Raw genomic sequence first — 16105 nt, forward strand, 5'->3', positions numbered from 1 at the left:
CTGCTGACAGGGATTGACGACTCCTTATGAATCGACAGGCTTTGATCGTTGGGATTAATACTTACGATACTCAGCACCTGAAAAACTTGACATCACCGACAAAGGATGCAAATGCGATCGCGCAACTCCTGATTGATCGCGGTAATGTCGAAGTCAGGCGGATTCCGGCTTTTAACACTCCTGTTGATTCAACCACCCCGATTCGAGTTACCCTGACTCAACTTGAAGCCGCATTAGTGCAACTCTTGTTACCAGAAGGAAACACAATTCCCGATACGGTTCTGCTGTATTTCTCTGGCTATGGACTCTGCAAAAACCAAGATAGACAAACCAGTTTTTTAGCCACCAGCGATATTAACCCAAATCGCGGTAACTGGGGATTGTCTCTGTCATGGCTGCGTGACTTGTTGCAACAAAGTCCAGTTCGAGAGCAAATTATTTGGTTAGATTGCTATTGTAACGATGAAGGATTTGACCTCACCCAAGCTGATCCGGGATATCGGGGTCAGGGATACAGTCGTTGTTTTATCGCCACCTGTCAGTCACAAAGGGATGGGGAGAGGGGAAAATGGGGAGACAAGGATAACCTGCAAACACGACAACTGAATCCGACTGAATCGAATCATTACAGTCAGTTGGCGTCCATTCTATTATTAGGACTCGATTCCAGCAAGCATCCCCCTGGCTGGGTGACCAACTATACCCTAGTAGAATTAATTAATCAATTGTCCCCACCCCTAATTTTTGCTAACGCCGGGAATCCGATTCTGTTAATCCGTACCCGTGAAACTGACCCAGAATCTTTACCCGCTTTACCCCCCAGCGCACCTGAACGGTTTTGTCCTTATAAAGGTTTAGCCTATTTTGACTACAAAAATGAAGATCCCCAGTATTTTTATGGGCGAGAGACGTTAACAGATAAACTCCTCGAACATATCCGCACCAACAATTTCCTGGCGGTAATCGGAACCTGTGGTAGTGGCAAATCTTCGCTAATTCGCGCCGGACTTTTGCATCAGCTTCAACGGGGACAACGCTTATCAGGAACTCAGGAATGGCTAACTTTAATTTTTCAACCCGGTGAACATCCTCTCCAGAATTTAGCCCGATCCTTTATCAATCCCCATAACCCAGAACGCGACTATCAGTTTGCACAAACCATGAAACTGATCCAAATGGGGGCGGTAGGATTAGGAATTGTGGTGCGGACAAGGGCTGAAAAGCAACGGTTAGTGCTGGTAGTCGATCAATTTGAACAGGTGTTTACTTGTTGTCAGGATGAAACCGAACGACAACAGTTTTTTGATTGTTTGTTGGGTGGACTAGAACGTACCGATAATCAACTTTGTCTGGTTATCGGGATGCGAACGGATTTTTTAAGTCATTGTGCAACTTATCCAGAATTGATCCAAAAGATTCAGGCGCTGATGGTGACGGTGACGCCAATGACCAGGGAAGGATTGAAAACCGCTATTATTAAACCCGCCCAGCAGGTGGGTGTAGAGATTGAGTCAGATTTAGTCACTCAACTACTCTTAGATGTAGAGGATGCTGCCAGTTTGCCGTTGCTCCAGTTTATGTTAACTCAACTGTGGCAACGGCGTCCAGTGGATCGGTTAATGGTAGCCGAATATTATCGTTGGGGTAAGCTGCAAGGAACAATCGAAAAACACGCCAACCGTGTTTATCACTCGTTGTCGGATAATGAGAAAGAAATTGCCAAAGATATTTTTGGGGCGTTAATCCAATTAAATGAAAATGGTCAAGTTACGGCGCGACAAGTAGACCCGTCTGAATTAATCCTGAGTTTTAAAGTAAACTCTAGAAACCAATTCAAATCTGTAGAGACGTGCCATGGCACGTCTCATACTATGTCTGGGAACACAGAATCAGGTAAACTAGAGGAAAAGGTTAGCGCAGCGGGACACAGTTCAGTCGTTAACTCAAAACCATCCCCTCGAAGGTCGCGAAGGGTCAACACTCAACCCTCACTCAGGGCGGGTTTTGTACCAAGGTTACTATCAATAGCGAAACGAAAATTCCTAAACCCGCCCCTACACAATCAAAACTATGCCCTCGAAGATCGTGAAGGGTCAATACTCAACAATTTTTCCCCAACAAATGCGGTAAACGATTTCATTAGCGATCGCCATTCCACGAAAGCGGTAACAGCCGTAATGCAAAAATTAATTGATGCTGGCTTAATTGTTACTCACTCCGGAAAATGGAACCAAACCCTGGTAACGATTGCTCACGAATCCCTAATTCAGCATTGGTTAAAACTGCAGGAATGGGTCGAAGAAAAACGCCACGGGATGAGACTACAGCGCCAAATTGAAGCGGCGGCGATTGAGTGGCAAACTCAAGGAAAACCGCACCGATTTTTATCGGAGTTAACCCTAACTGAGGCAGAGTATTATCGAGATCATCTCCATTTATCTACGTTAGGACAAGACTTAATTCAGCAGAATCTCCAGCACAAAGGAACGCGACGAGGTTTAGCTAGGGGAGGATTAATTTTCGCGATCGCGCTATTGAGTCTGACCAGTGGGATGGGGATGAGCCGATGGTATAAAACGGCACAGATGGCTCAACGGGAACACTTGTATAAAAATGCCGCTACCGTCCAAAATTTGCTCCCAGTGGAACCGATTAAGGGATTATTACTGGCAATTGAAACAACGGGTCAAAGTTATGCTAAATTTCAGCACGTCGATCAGCGGATTGCGTCTAGTCTTTGGCAGGCAATTGAGGTAGCTAGAGAACGCGATCGCTTAGACCACGAATCAGCGGTTAATGCGGTCGCTTTTCATCCTGATAATCAAATCTTGGTCAGTGGAACGGAGGATGGTTTAGTTCATCTGTGGACGCGACAGGATAATTTAATTCGTCAATCCTTACCCGGACATAAAGATGAGGTGACAGGAGTTGCTGTTAGTCCCCAGGGACAGGTGATTGCTAGTAGTAGCCAGGATGGTAAAATTCGCTTGTGGACGGTTCCAGGTCAACCCCTAGGTCAGCCGTTTTTTGGACAAGATTGGATCACCTCAATAGCTTGGAGTCCAGACGGTCAATTTCTGGTCAGTGGTGGGAAAGATGGAACCGTTCAGGTGTGGAATCGCCAAGGTAATCCCATCGGTCAACCGTTCATCGGACATCAGGGAGTCGTTTTTACAGTGGCGTTTAGTCCGGATGGAGAAACGATTGCTAGTGGGAGTGGGGATGGTACGATTCGCGTATGGAATCGTCAGGGTCAACCCTTGGGTCAACCGTTTCGGGGACATGAGGGTGTGGTTTTTGACCTGGCGTTTAGTCCCAATGGTGAGAGGATTGTCAGTGGGGGACGCGATGGGACGGTACGCTTATGGAATCGTCAAGGTGAGTTAATCGGTGAACCTTGGCGAGGACATCAGGGAGTCGTTTTTGCGGTGGCGTTTAGTCCGGATGGGGAAACGATCGCCAGTGGTAGTGGGGATGGTACAATTCGCTTATGGAATTCTCAGGGTCAGTTACGGGGTCAACCATTACGGGGACATCAAGGTGCGGTGCGATCGCTGGCGTTTAGTCCGGATGGTGAGAGACTTGCCAGTGGTAGCCAGGATAAAACAGTACGCTTGTGGGATGTGCGGATTTTACCAGAACCGCAAGATTGGCAAACTGGGCTGCGGGTGGCGTGCGATCGCCTCGAAAATCATCCCGTTTTTGAACGTCCGCATCCGGCAAATACCCTATCTCGTGATATTTGTCAAGCTAAAGAATCAAGAACTCATCGTTAAGTATAGACTTGTAGCGAAACGAAAAGCACGACTGTTTCCCTCATCTCCCCCTCACCCCATCCTGACAGGTGTAGGTTTTTTATTTTATGGTTGGGACAAGACAAGGAGGACAAGGAAGGAAAGAAGACAAGGGGGAAAAACCGTACAGAATTCGGTTCGGTCAAACTAACTTCTAAAAGCCGAAACGCCCTATTTTTCGTTCTCACTCTTCCTTGTCTACGGTCGCTGAGCGAAGTCGAAGTGATGATCTACCTGTCTTCCAAGTCTAGCCTAAACCCCCATCTTAAAAAACCTACCCTTGTGAGCTCACCCCATCTCCCCCCCTCACCCTCTCACCCCATCTCCCCCTCACCCTCTCACCCCATCTCCCCAATACTTATTCAGCAAACCCTACTTATGCGATCGCATAAATCCCGCTATTCGCTGCACGGCTGTTTCTAGCACATCAGGTTCCTGCACCAAAGCAAAGCGGACATATCCTTCCCCAGCTTTGCCAAAACCTGCTCCTGGTGATGCAGCCACTCCAGTTTCCTCAACTAACTGGGTGCAGAATTGGATCGAATTTTTGTGCCAAGGTTGGGGTAATTTTGCCCAAATATACATCGTTGCTTGGGGAAGTGGAACCTGCCAACCGATACGGTTTAACGCCTGCACAAACGCATCCCGCCGTTTCTGAAACGTAGCTACCATCGCTTGCACACCATCTTGATTTCCCTGTAGTGCCGCGATCGCACCGTTTAAAATTCCGCGATACTGGTTAAAATCCACCACCGCCTTAATTTGGCGCAACGCCTTAATCAGTTGAGCATTGCCGATCGCATACCCAATGCGAAAGCCGCCCATATTATAGGATTTAGAAAAGGTAAAAAACTCAATCGAGATGTCTTTATTGGGGTCAGCTTGTAAAACAGAGGGCGCTAGGGCGTTAAGATTGGCGGGTGCTGTGCTATCTGGAGAAAATACCAAGTCAGCATAAGGGAAATCGTGAACCAGAACCACATCATGCTGACGACAAAAAGCCACCGCTTTCTGGAAAAACGATAACGGTGCGATCGCGCTGGTGGGATTATGGGGATAATTCAACACCATCATCCTAGCTTGGGCAAGGACAGAGGTAGGAATTTCTTCAAAAACAGGCAAAAACTGATTTTCTGCCAACAGAGGCATCGGATAGATTTGACCCCCTGCCAAATACACCCCACCGACATGAGACGGATACCCTGGATCAAGCAACAAGGCAAAATCACCGGGGTTGAGAATCGCTAAAGGTAAATGTGCCGTTCCCTCTTGGGAACCAATCAGAGGCAGAACCTCCGTTTCTGGGTCAACCGGAATACCAAATCGTTGGCTATACGCCTTAGCTACAGCCTGACGAAACGCTTGCGTCCCATGAAACAGTAAGTAACCATGAGTGCTAGGGTCATGCAGCGAAGCCTCAATAGCGGCAACGACGTGATCCGATGCCGATAAATCAGAGGAACCCAAAGATAGGTCAATAATATCTTGACCCAAGGCTTTAGCTTTTGCCTTCGCCTGATCCATATCAGCAAACACATTGGCTTGCAGGGGTTGTAAACGTTGAGCAAACTGCATGGTTTAGTTATTGCACAGGGAACAGGGAACAGGGCATCAATTCAGACGGGGCGGGTTTAGTGACATTTTTGTGGCAAAAAATGATAATTGTGAAACCCACCCCTACCACCGACAAGACTCAAAGCTCGTTGTCTATCATTTCCTGCAACTTTTGCTTCCCAATAGCACCTTCATGGAACTGGGCAACCTCTCCATTTTTAAAGAGTAAGAGTGAGGGGACTCCTTCGACGTTATACTGCTTCACAGTAACGGGATTTGGATCAACTTCCATCTTAGTCACTTTCAGGCGATCGCTATAATTCTCCGCAATCCAATTCACTGAGGGCGAGACGAGGCGGCAAGGTCCACACCAATTTGCCCACAGATACACTAGCACTGGCTTGTCAGCTTTTAAAACTTCAGTCTCAAAGTCCTGATCGGTAATCTCAAGTACGTTACTCACAACACCCTCCATCAACACAAATGACTACTCTAGCGAGACTCACTACTTCTTGACAATGGCTAACCGTTACCAAATGATCAGTCCTTGAGCCAGTTTTTTGAGGTTCTCTCGATCAGTCTAAGCCTTCAGGCGATCGCAAGAAAACATCAAAGGAAATGTCATGATTATGATGTAGAGACGCGCCTTGGCGCGTCTCTCTGATTGTTGATGACGCCTGATGCTTACAAATTGTCGATTTGCTTTCGCAGTTGTTCCAATTCGTCGTCAACTTCGGATTGGGGGGCAGCACCTGAGTCAGTTTTCTGCTCTGATGTGCCTTCTAAAGCGGGCTGAGAGACAGAACCACCGGATAGCTGGGCTTTCATTGCCGTCAACTCATCATCAACATCACTCCCCGATTCCAGGGCAGCAAATTGATTTTCTAAGTCAGCACCACCCAACTCATGAGCCGCTTGGGAACGGGCTTCGAGTTCCATCACTTTGTCTTCCATCCGCTCAAATGCCCCCATTGCCGAGCTAGTTCCCAAACGACCAAGGGTACTTTGTAACTGCTCATTGGCTTTGGCAGAGCTCGCCCGTGCCTTGAGCATATCTTTTTTGGTCTTCGCCTCAGAAATTTTGCTTTCCAAGGCAATTAGGTTACGCTTCAGGGTGTCTACTTGAGTCGTTTGCTGTTCAAGCTGACCTTTGAGGACATTGGCTGTATCAGCAACGGATTTTTTGCGCTGGAGTGCTTCCCGGGCTAGGGTTTCATCCCCTTTTTGCAGGGCAAGTTGGGCGCGTTGCTGCCAGTTATTGGCTTCGGATTGGTTTTTATTATATTGTTGCTCGGTACGTTTTTGGGTGGCAATGGATCGGGCAACGGCTTGGCGCAGTTGTACCAGATCTTCTTGCATGTCAATAATGGCTTGCTCCAGAATTTTTTCTGGGTCTTCAGCCTTGCTAACCATATCGTTAAGATTAGCTCTGACAACTCGGCTCAGGCGATCGAATAGTCCCATGACGCTGTTTATCCTCTCGGAATGTACAAACTAAGTATCAAGCAGGCTCTAAGCTTGGGAACCTGCTCAGGGGTCAATTTTGTGGAATAGAGGCTCTCCTGCCTTTTGGAGAAAGCACTGGGTTAATGTAATTGAAACATTCATCAAATTATGGTATTCAGACAGGAGGCTATTTATCTAGTGTAAAAACTTCCAGCTCAATAGTGCTAGGACATCGGTCAAGAAACCCGGTTTCTTTGGGTGAAAGCTTGATATTTCGTTGTCATCCTCACCAGAAACCCAATTTCTCATAATACTTTGGATGTGCCATGGCACGTCTGTGGGCATCAACTAGGATTTATCCAGATCAGAACGCAGTTTTTCTAGTTCTGCCTCGATCTCCGCATTGCCACCTGATCCGGCTTGAGCGGACGGTAATTGTGCCGATGCCGTTGTACCACCTAGGTTAGCTTTCATCGAGGCTAATTCTGTATCAATGTTACTGCCACTTTCTAGGGCATTAAATTTCTTTTCCAATTCATCACCACTAGAGAGTTCCGCGATCGCCTCGGATCGGGCTTCGAGTTCGTGTACTCTGTCTTCCATGCGCTCAAAGGCACTCAGGGTACCGCCTGTGTTGAGATTTCCTAACATCTCGTTAATCTTCTCTGAGGCTTGAGCTGAACGCGCTCTGGCAATATAAAGGTCTTTTTTCGTTTTTGCCTCCGAGATTTTACTCTCTAGAGTCTTCATATCTTTTTTAAGTTTAGTAACAATCTCACGTTGCTGCCCCAGTTGTCCCTGGAGAGCTTGAGCCGTTTGCTGATGAGTTTGTCGTCGAGTTAGGGCTTCTCGTGCCAAATTCTCTTCCCCTTTTTGCAGTGCCAGTTGAGCGCGGTTGTACCATTCTTGTGCCGTCGATTCAGCTTGGGAGGCTTGGCGTTCTGTACGTTTTTGGGACGCGATCGCTTGAGCGACAGCCTGCCGCATTTGGATTAAATCGTGCTGCATATCGTCCACAGCTTGTTCCAGAATTCTTTCTGGATCTTCGGTTTGTCCAATCAGGCTATTCAGGTTGGCGCGAATCACTCGCCCGATGCGCTCAATCAATCCCATAGCAGCTCTCCATTGTGGTTAGGGGTGGGGAAAACTTTATCACTATGGTATCTCAGGCTTGTTGGTCTTATGTATTAAGTCATTGCCCGTTTCCCGTTCCCGGTTCAGAGTTCCCCAATTAATCAGGTTTATAAATCGATGCAGAAAGTCCTTGTTGTTTAAGCCTCTCGACCAGGGTTTTGGCTTCTGACTCTAGTTTAAAGGCACCCATAGCAATTCTTGTCCCTGCGGGTACGTTCACCACGTAGGCGTCAGGGACAATAGTTTGGGCTGTCTCCAACACACTACTATCGCTGGAGTTAATCAGCACATAATAGAACTCATCACTCAGATTCGAGGTGACGTTGTTTGGCTTCGGTGCAGCAGAGGTGGATGTATTCGCTTTTTCTGAGGAGTTGTTAGTCGATGATTCAGGTTGAGCGGGTGAGGAATTTGGTGTCACCGATGGTGTCGCCGTTGGAGGTGGTGGGGTAGGAGGAGTTAAAAGGGCTGATGGTAAATTTGAGGCTGGATTCGGTAACTGGGGTAAAGGTAGGACTGAAGCCGTGGGTGGAGCCGCTGCTGGAGGCTGTGAATTGGGGATGGGAGCGATGGGTGAAGCACTTGGACTAGAAGTTGGATTGGCTTTCAGATTAGGGAGTGTATTGATATTCACGTCTGGGAATTCATCATCACTGGCAAGATTAGGTTTATTTACGCCGAGTAATCCATTTTCCCGATTAGCGGTTGTCGCTGTTGAATTCTCAGCCGTCGTGGGTGTCTCAGTTTCTAAGAAGTCAAGCCCTAGGCTAGTCCGAAAAATATAGGTCAATGTCGCACTCGAAACCAGCAACAGCAAAATCGAACCGACACCGAGGGGAGTGAGGATTCTATTCGTTATGGGTTTTTGGGATTCCTTTGGGGTTTCCTGTTCGGCTAACGTTTGCCGTAATTTTTCTGAGGATTCTAAATAGTCTTCTGGCTGAGACTGATCCGTTGTCGGGACAACTAATTTACCGTCCCCTTCTAGGGATTCCTCTAGGGTTGGGAAGTCAGTAACGCTTTGCTCCTGAGTCTTCACCAAGGGGGCTTCCTGGCTAGGTAGGGGAGGAAACAGGGGTGGAGTGGGTTCAGTCTCTGGGGATTCTCTCTTTTCTGGTGTGGGAGAACCACTCACTTGAGCGGATTGCCGATCAATGTCTCCGGGAGAACTCGTAGAATCGGCGGCTGGGGCGATAGAAATAGGAGACGTTGTTGTCGGCTCAAGCTGATTGACTGCCGATTTCTGTTTGGGGTAACGCCCCGGTAGTTGGGGAGATGTGATACCACGTCCCCGTCGTTGGCGTCGATAGCGGGCTAATTCGGCTTCGAGTTGCACGTCTAGGCTACCTAAAGCCGTCTGCAAAACAGGGTTAATCGACAGGGGGGAGGAAGGAGTTGATGCTTTAGCTGAGGTTTTTTGGCTCATGAAGGGAACTTCCGTTTAATTCGGCAGGGTTGAGTTAGAGGCTCATTGTGACAATGAAGACAGTCGTTAAGGATGGTGTTGGTTTAGGATAGCTGTATGGGAAAGCATAAATACTCATGCTGAAATCTCTTAATCATATAGTAGAAGCACTGGATAATCAGCCGTTTTGGCAAGGTCAAAAGCAATTTCAACAGATCCGCGACTGTTGGGCTGACGTTGTGGGTGCAGATAGGGCGCAGCAAACCCGACCCCATTCACTATCCCGTTCAATTCTTTATGTTGCCACGTCAAGTTCGGTTTGGTCTCAAGATCTGAGTTTAAATTGCCGTTCTATTTTGAAACAGCTTAATGCTCGCTTGTCCACGCCGATAGAAACTATCCGTTTTTCGCCCGGATGGTGGTATCAAGAGCAAACCTTACCCCAGACTGAGGAATCGGAACATCCCAGCCTTGTGGATCAACCGGAGGTCTCATCGTCTGCTGATCCCCCTGTGGAACAGCCTACACCCCAAACGGCATTTGAACAGTGGGCGGCGAAAATTAAGGCGCGATCGCAGAACCTACCCCTTTGTCCGCAATGTCATTGTCCCACACCGCCAGGAGAACTGAAACGCTGGCACGTTTGTGGCTTGTGTGCGACTAAGCAGTGGCAGGGTTAGCGGTTGCCTTGACCGGGCTTATGAATGCTGACCTGTCGGATCGGTTTAACTTATCATTCTTGTTTGAATTTCTCGCTTAAATTTCGTATCTAACTATACATTAGGTTTATCCTTTGGGCTTGATCCCCATGAGGTTTCACGAAAAATTCACCTAGTTTCTGACCAAGCTTAACTGATTGTTTCGTTTCTTTGCGAGAATGTGTTCATATATAAAGCAATTATAAAGAAAACATAAAATATTAATAGTTTAAGTAAAAAATAATGGAAATTGAGAAGATATAGGCAGCTAATTAAACGTTCATTTTTTAAGACATCCAATGAAAACCTTCAAATGCTCAACGTCCGCTTGTCAGTTTTGTCGCTATTACCAACTTGAAGGACGGCGCGGCGGTACGTGTCAGCAACTTGGCGTACCCGTTAAAGCCAATTGGAAAGCTTGTTCCTTAGCCCTACCACCCTTTGCGCCCTCGTGGGAAAGTTTTGAGCAAATATGGCTTGATGATCAACGGCTGTTGAGAGAAGATTTAGCTACAAACTGCTCCCAGAGACATTCCCAGCCGACGCCCTCGACAAAAGTCCAGACATCAAACCCTGAAAACGTGGCAACTAAAGTTGCTCTTGTGTAATTTCCCTTTTATAACCTTCGGCTAGAGTATCGGTTGGTTAGAGGTTACTTACAACCTTCATCAATTGGACTCATTCAAATGAGTAAAAGCATCAACCTTGCCCTTGAGTTTTATCGTTTAAGAGAATTCCTGTTTAATTAATTTCTGATAACCCAATCTTAATCTTTGAGAAAATTTATGTAGGGCTTACTGCACAACCCGGAAACCCTGATCCATCAATACTTTGAGGCGTATGGACAGTGGATAAAGTGCCAGGAAATGGGGTAGCATCCTTCATAAGTATGGCATCACCTTGCTCAGGGAAAATGTACCCTTGCTCCCCCAGCTCCCCCAGCTCCCCCAGCTTCCCCAGCTCCCCCAGCTTCCCCTGCTCCCCCTCACCTCACCACTTATTCAGCAAGCCCTATGTAGGGACGGGTTTCACCGTTATCGTTTCTGATTCACCCATAAGTGACTAAACCCGCCCCGACCGAGTGAAAGACCTAACGAACAGTGTCAAACTACGGCAACCAAGGATATTGACGGAAATCAGGAGGGCGCTTTTCCAGGAAGGCTTGTTTCCCTTCTGACCCCTCCTCCGTCATGTAGTACAGTAACGTGGCATTTCCCGCCAATTCTTGTAAACCCGCTTGACCGTCACAGTCAGCGTTAAACGCCGCTTTTAAGCAACGGATAGCAATAGGACTTTTTTGTAAGATTTCCCTTGCCCATTGAATCCCCTCCGTTTCCAACTGGTCTACAGGGACAACAGTGTTCACCAAACCCATATCCAGCGCCTCTTGTGCCGTATACTGGCGACAGAGGAACCAAATTTCTCGTGCTTTCTTCTGACCCACCATTCTGGCGAGATAGCTAGCGCCAAACCCCCCATCAAAGCTGCCGACTTTTGGACCCGTTTGACCAAAGATGGCATTATCTGCGGCAATGGTTAGGTCACAGATAACATGCAAGACATGACCGCCGCCAATGGCATACCCGGCGACTAGAGCAATCACCACTTTTGGCATAGAACGAATCAGGCGTTGTAAGTCCAAGACATTTAAGCGAGGAACGCCATCATCGCCAACGTATCCTGCCTTATCCCGAACGCTTTGATCCCCTCCAGAACAGAAGGCATATTTACCATCGGTGTGAGGACCCGCCCCGGTTAATAAAACAACACCAATTCTTTGGTCTTCGCGGGCGTTACAAAAGGCGTCGTAGAGTTCAAAGACAGTTTTAGGGCGGAAGGCGTTGCGCTTGTGGGGGCGATTAATGGTGATTTTGGCGATACCGTCGGCTTTGTGATAAAGAATATCCTCGTAGGTTTTGGCGGTTTGCCAGTCAATTGACATATCAATATTTTCCCTTGGTTATAAAGACTCCAAGTACTACTTTGAGCTTGACTTCCCTATCCTAAGACCCAATGGCACTAAAAATTTGCATTTTTGGATCGCCAAAACCCTTGATATACCGTAGGGTGGGCATTGCCCACCAGCATTGATGCAGTACCATTCATCCTCAGACAGCATGTAAGCGTTGGATGGAGTAGGATCTTACTTTTCACCGGATCTGGAAAACCTCTCTCCCAACCTCTCTCCTACAAGGAGAGAGGCTTTGAATTCTCCCCCATAGAAAAAAAGCGAAGCATCCTTTGGTCTCCCCCGTGCAACAAAAGCTCCCGCATCCGCTGGCTTCCGTCTTTTTAAGGGGGATGGAAGGGGGATCTAATAGGGGGACGGTTAGCAGGAATATAAATGCGTCGCCTTTCTCAAATCCAATCAATCATCACGCCACCAACACCTGACGCACAGCCGTTTCCATTAATTTCTCTCTGTCGCTGATGGATTGGGTAAGTTTGGCTTCGAGTTCGTCGCAGAAGGACATCAGGCGATCGACTTTGGCGACGATGCGGTGTTGTTCAGGGAGGGGCGGAACTGGAACAACAGTATTATTTAATTGCTGTTGGTTAACTTTGGGTATTGCCAAGCGATTATCATAACCAACTACTAATTCTAAAAAAGTTCCTGTCAAAATATAAAAGTGTAAGTATCTTGTGTAGATATAAGCTTTAATGGGATACATGTCTGCACTACACAGTCCCTCAAAATCTATCACAACTGCTTTAGAAAGATTGGGTCGTATCTTAGAATAGAGAATCTGACCGCTAAAGAAGAAATGCTTAGGGCTAGTTACTCCATCTTCCTGGATAGTGTTGCAATCTAATAATCTGCCAGTACCCTTTTCAATTTTGTCAGGTGCAATATGCGGATAGTTAGAATAAGATTCTGGTTTCACTAAGTTAGATTGTATTGTTGCTACGCTATCGAATCTCACCCACTCCCACCCATAAGGTAACTCAAACGGCATCTCATCCACATCAATAGGCGGTAACTTCTTCCCCTTCTTAATCTTCCCTTCCTTAACCAAGCGCTTTTTCTCTTCCCTAATCCTCTCCAACAAAACAGAAGCAGGTTCATCATCAGGATTTTGCGGCACTAACTTCCCCTGCACCGCCAACTGCAAAATCAACTCCCGTAACTTCTGCACCCCATTCGGCGCATCAGCCAACAACTCAAACTGCTCAAAAAACGTCTCTAATTCCATTAATACCTCCTGAGCATTGCTCATCCTACTTTGGTAAATAAGCTTGAATTGGTTTTAAAATAATCCCTAATATTTTCTCAACTTGATTAATATAATATTCTACTAAATCAATACAGACATTAGTTTCATCCAGCGTCAAAAACCGCCAAGCCGTACCACTGGTTACAACCCCATAAATGACAGGAATATCAATTCCTTGACGTTGATTAAAAAACTGAGCTGCTACCATTTCGGCTACACATTGCCCCAACCCGCCAATAATATTTTCATTTTTAGCCTCAACAATAGTAATCACAGGAGCGCTGATAAAAAACTGCTCTCTAGAAGCACTGATCAGAAAATCACAATATCCGATAAGTCCTTTCTCAATATCTACATTAAAATCAGTACCAGAAAACAAGCTAATCTGATAATTTAATAGCCGCCTAACTTCACTTAAAATGGGTGCAATCAGAAACTCAGAACGCGCCTTTTCCGTACCAATTGCCGTTGCTAAAGGAATATAATCTTGTAAGGTAACACTTAAAATATCCGATGGCTTAACTCCTTCAACATCTGCAAATAAATTTTGAGTCTCATCCACCGTTAAACCAAAATCTTCCTTAACTTTAGCTAACGTGAAATTGCTATATGCCATTGGTGAACCTCCTTCTTATATATTGTTCAGATACCCGATTTCTTAAACAAGTCAAGTATCTCACCTTCATTCAAAGCGTTCATCAATTCCGCTTTCAACAAATTTCGCGTCTCACTTACCCCTGCCATCAACTCCTGATAAGCTGTCATGCATTTAAATTGGGTATTAGTAGCGAGCAAGATGCAAAGCCTGCGGCATGGCTTCGCTTAACGCACTACAAGGCTTTCGCCGTTATTGATATTAAGGTTTAAATGCCGAACAGCTTACTCTGCCAACATTTTCCCTAAATCCCGATACTTTTCTTTCTCCTGGTAGGGATTCTTAATATCCAAATTGTACCCATTGCCCTTAATTTCCTCTACCGAAATCTTCCAGGCAAACTCATTTTCCACGCGGTTATCCCACCATCCCTTCTCCAGGCATTATCCATAAACGTGATTCCCGCGTCAACGGCTTCTTGGACAATGCGTGTTGCTTCCTCCTGACTCGACGCATTACCCAAATGAGCGCCACCTAAGCCAATGGCTGAGACGTCTACGCCAGTGCGCCCCAAGGGACGACGGGGAATTTCTCCAGGGTTGAGAGTTGTCATACTATTTATATCTCCTGCAAAGGGCGTTTTTTGCAGCGGTGCGGCTGCAACAGGTTGGTTGGCTGATTGCAAAATTAAGTCAGATAGGGCGATTCCTGCACCGAGGACACCGCATCGTTTGATAAACTGCCTGCGTTTGGGGTTGAGTGGGGAGTTATCACTGGCGGCTTTGTCGTTATCGGTCATCAACTTTTATCCGTTTACCATACTCTAAGTATGTTCAAAGACTCAGTTTTGCTCAACGACTGGCAGGTTATTGCGGCGGCTGATAACGTTGCTGCGGGTACGGTGCAGTCTATACGGTTGCTGGAACATGATTTAGATTTACAACGGGAGTGTCATTTTCCCAGTGATAAAGCCTCCCTAGCTTACCGTCGCTGGCTGAAACAAAAGGGGGTGACATTTGGCACGATACCGTAGGGGCGGGTTTAGGGACTAAATTCCGATATTCACCAATAACGGAACAACAAAACCCGCCCTCCCCACCACTAATGGAACAACAAAACCCGCCCTGATTCATAATTAATAAGTTCTACAGCCGTTTACCCCTGAATGAAGAACAAAAATTCATCTGTAATACCCCATTCCTCATCCTTGTTTTTCAGCGTTGTTATCCCAACGTACAATCGCTTACCCATTTTACAAAAATGCCTGAGAGCCTTAGAATTCCAACATCTCAGGGAAGATACTGTTGTCACTGGCTATGAAGTTGTCGTGGTGGATGATGGCTCAACGGATGGCACCCTAGAGTGGCTGGACTCTCATCGTCAGGAACTATCCAAAGTGCGATCGCTCTCTCAAGATCACCTAGGTCCAGCCGCCGCCCGAAATCTAGGCGTAGAGCAGGCTAAAGGCGATACAATTATCTTTATCGATAGCGATTTAGTCGTTACCGAGAATTTCCTCCAAGCCCATGCGGATGCATTAGTTCAGGGACAACAGCAATTAGGGAGCGATCGCGTCTTTACTTATGGCTGGGTGATTAATACCAACAATTTCGATAATCCTAGTTCGGAACCCTATAAAATAACGGATTTCTCCGCCGCCTATTTTGCTACTGGAAATGTTGCGATCGCGCGGAAGTGGTTGGAGGAAGCCGGACTCTTTGACACTCGTTTTCAACTCTATGGTTGGGAAGACTTAGAACTAGGTGTTCGCCTCAAACAGTTAGGCTTAAAACTGATTAAATGTCCGGCGGCTGTTGGCTATCATTGGCATCCTCCCTTTAATTTAGACCAAATTCCCCAGATGATTGACCGAGAAATTCAACGGGGACGCATGGGAGTATTATTTTATCAAAAACATCCCACTTGGGACGTGCGAATGATGATTCAGATGACATGGCTGCACCGGATACTGTGGGGAGTTCTTTCCGTGGGTGGGCGATTAAATGAACGAACCATGGCATCTTTCTTGCAATATTTGATTAATCGTGGGAAGCCGCAATTAGCCTTAGAAATTGCCCGAATTTTCCTGAATTGGTATAACGTGCAGGGAGTTTACGCGGCTTATGCGGATATGGAAAAGAAGCGGTATAGCGCGTAGCGCTAGGCAATTGGCAATAGGCAATAGGCAAGGGATTGACCCTTCGACCCTTCGGCACACTCAGGGCGTCGCTTCGCGGCAATTGAGCCTGTCGAAATTCAGGGTC

14 protein-coding genes are annotated in these 16105 nt (G+C 46.7%); 5 read left to right on the forward strand and 9 right to left on the reverse strand.

Annotated features, from left to right (window positions below):
- Positions 1-26 precede the first annotated feature (26 nt).
- Positions 27-3776 (forward strand): nSTAND1 domain-containing NTPase, encoded by a 3750-nt coding sequence (locus tag MC7420_RS35880; protein WP_006105558.1) that lies wholly within the window; start codon positions 27-29, stop codon positions 3774-3776.
- A 390-nt stretch (positions 3777-4166) separates the two neighbouring features.
- On the opposite strand, the gene MC7420_RS30495 is transcribed toward MC7420_RS35880, so the two are convergent.
- From MC7420_RS30495 to MC7420_RS30515, 5 genes are all read right to left on the reverse strand, one after another.
- Positions 4167-5369, reverse strand: a complete 1203-nt coding sequence (locus MC7420_RS30495; protein ID WP_006105528.1) for an LL-diaminopimelate aminotransferase — start codon at positions 5367-5369, stop codon at positions 4167-4169.
- Between the two features lie 118 nt (positions 5370-5487).
- A complete protein-coding gene (gene trxA / locus MC7420_RS30500; RefSeq protein ID WP_232231819.1) occupies positions 5488-5811 on the reverse strand; it encodes a thioredoxin in 324 nt (107 codons plus the stop codon).
- 221 nt (positions 5812-6032) lie between these two features.
- A complete protein-coding gene (locus tag MC7420_RS30505) occupies positions 6033-6812 on the reverse strand; it encodes a PspA/IM30 family protein (protein WP_006105491.1) in 780 nt (259 codons plus the stop codon).
- Between the two features lie 330 nt (positions 6813-7142).
- Positions 7143-7907, reverse strand: a complete 765-nt coding sequence (locus MC7420_RS30510) for a PspA/IM30 family protein (protein ID WP_006105580.1) — start codon at positions 7905-7907, stop codon at positions 7143-7145.
- Positions 7908-8025: 118 nt separating this feature from the next.
- Positions 8026-9354, reverse strand: a complete 1329-nt coding sequence (locus MC7420_RS30515) for a hypothetical protein (RefSeq protein ID WP_006105590.1) — start codon at positions 9352-9354, stop codon at positions 8026-8028.
- 116 nt (positions 9355-9470) lie between these two features.
- On the opposite strand from MC7420_RS30515, the gene MC7420_RS30520 reads away from it, so the two are divergent.
- Both MC7420_RS30520 and MC7420_RS37500 read left to right on the forward strand, forming a co-directional pair.
- Positions 9471-10013 (forward strand): DUF721 domain-containing protein, encoded by a 543-nt coding sequence (locus MC7420_RS30520; RefSeq protein WP_006105523.1) that lies wholly within the window; start codon positions 9471-9473, stop codon positions 10011-10013.
- Positions 10014-10330: 317 nt separating this feature from the next.
- Positions 10331-10639 (forward strand): hypothetical protein, encoded by a 309-nt coding sequence (locus MC7420_RS37500; RefSeq protein WP_006105562.1) that lies wholly within the window; start codon positions 10331-10333, stop codon positions 10637-10639.
- Positions 10640-11139: 500 nt separating this feature from the next.
- On the opposite strand, the gene menB is transcribed toward MC7420_RS37500, so the two are convergent.
- The 4 genes from menB to MC7420_RS30540 form a co-directional block, all read right to left on the reverse strand.
- The gene (gene menB / locus MC7420_RS30525; RefSeq protein ID WP_006105509.1) at positions 11140-11973 is read right to left on the reverse strand and encodes a 1,4-dihydroxy-2-naphthoyl-CoA synthase; all 834 of its coding nucleotides are present in this window, start codon (positions 11971-11973) and stop codon (positions 11140-11142) included.
- 433 nt (positions 11974-12406) lie between these two features.
- Positions 12407-13249, reverse strand: a complete 843-nt coding sequence (locus MC7420_RS30530; protein ID WP_052307573.1) for a restriction endonuclease subunit S — start codon at positions 13247-13249, stop codon at positions 12407-12409.
- Between the two features lies 1 nt (position 13250).
- Positions 13251-13862, reverse strand: coding sequence for a hypothetical protein (locus MC7420_RS30535; protein WP_006105578.1), 612 nt, complete (start codon positions 13860-13862; stop codon positions 13251-13253).
- Positions 13863-14220: 358 nt separating this feature from the next.
- Positions 14221-14640: a twin-arginine translocation signal domain-containing protein gene (locus MC7420_RS30540; protein ID WP_044210675.1), complete on the reverse strand. Its 420-nt coding sequence runs from the start codon at positions 14638-14640 to the stop codon at positions 14221-14223.
- Between the two features lie 30 nt (positions 14641-14670).
- On the opposite strand from MC7420_RS30540, the gene MC7420_RS30545 reads away from it, so the two are divergent.
- Positions 14671-14874 carry a hypothetical protein gene (locus tag MC7420_RS30545; RefSeq protein ID WP_006105534.1) on the forward strand — a complete coding sequence of 68 codons (204 nt, stop codon included), beginning with the start codon at positions 14671-14673 and terminating at the stop codon, positions 14872-14874.
- A 174-nt stretch (positions 14875-15048) separates the two neighbouring features.
- Positions 15049-15999 (forward strand): glycosyltransferase family 2 protein, encoded by a 951-nt coding sequence (locus MC7420_RS30550; protein ID WP_006105511.1) that lies wholly within the window; start codon positions 15049-15051, stop codon positions 15997-15999.
- Positions 16000-16105: the final 106 nt, after the last annotated feature.

Origin of the sequence: Coleofasciculus chthonoplastes PCC 7420 (genome assembly GCF_000155555.1) — a bacterium.
Classification (GTDB): domain Bacteria; phylum Cyanobacteriota; class Cyanobacteriia; order Cyanobacteriales; family Coleofasciculaceae; genus Coleofasciculus; species Coleofasciculus chthonoplastes_A.

Excerpts from the sequence above, each read along its gene's own strand:
- MC7420_RS35880 (WP_006105558.1), top strand. The coding sequence starts at position 27 with ATGAATCGACAGGCTTTGATCGTTGGGATTAATACTTACGATACTCAG.
- MC7420_RS30495 (WP_006105528.1), bottom strand. The coding sequence starts at position 5,369 with ATGCAGTTTGCTCAACGTTTACAACCCCTGCAAGCCAATGTGTTTGCT.
- MC7420_RS30505 (WP_006105491.1), bottom strand. The coding sequence starts at position 6,812 with ATGGGACTATTCGATCGCCTGAGCCGAGTTGTCAGAGCTAATCTTAAC.
- MC7420_RS30510 (WP_006105580.1), bottom strand. The coding sequence starts at position 7,907 with ATGGGATTGATTGAGCGCATCGGGCGAGTGATTCGCGCCAACCTGAAT.
- MC7420_RS30515 (WP_006105590.1), bottom strand. The coding sequence starts at position 9,354 with ATGAGCCAAAAAACCTCAGCTAAAGCATCAACTCCTTCCTCCCCCCTG.
- MC7420_RS30520 (WP_006105523.1), top strand. The coding sequence starts at position 9,471 with ATGCTGAAATCTCTTAATCATATAGTAGAAGCACTGGATAATCAGCCG.
- MC7420_RS37500 (WP_006105562.1), top strand. The coding sequence starts at position 10,331 with ATGAAAACCTTCAAATGCTCAACGTCCGCTTGTCAGTTTTGTCGCTAT.
- menB (WP_006105509.1), bottom strand. The coding sequence starts at position 11,973 with ATGTCAATTGACTGGCAAACCGCCAAAACCTACGAGGATATTCTTTAT.
- MC7420_RS30530 (WP_052307573.1), bottom strand. The coding sequence starts at position 13,249 with ATGAGCAATGCTCAGGAGGTATTAATGGAATTAGAGACGTTTTTTGAG.
- MC7420_RS30535 (WP_006105578.1), bottom strand. The coding sequence starts at position 13,862 with ATGGCATATAGCAATTTCACGTTAGCTAAAGTTAAGGAAGATTTTGGT.
- MC7420_RS30540 (WP_044210675.1), bottom strand. The coding sequence starts at position 14,640 with ATGACCGATAACGACAAAGCCGCCAGTGATAACTCCCCACTCAACCCC.
- MC7420_RS30545 (WP_006105534.1), top strand. The coding sequence starts at position 14,671 with ATGTTCAAAGACTCAGTTTTGCTCAACGACTGGCAGGTTATTGCGGCG.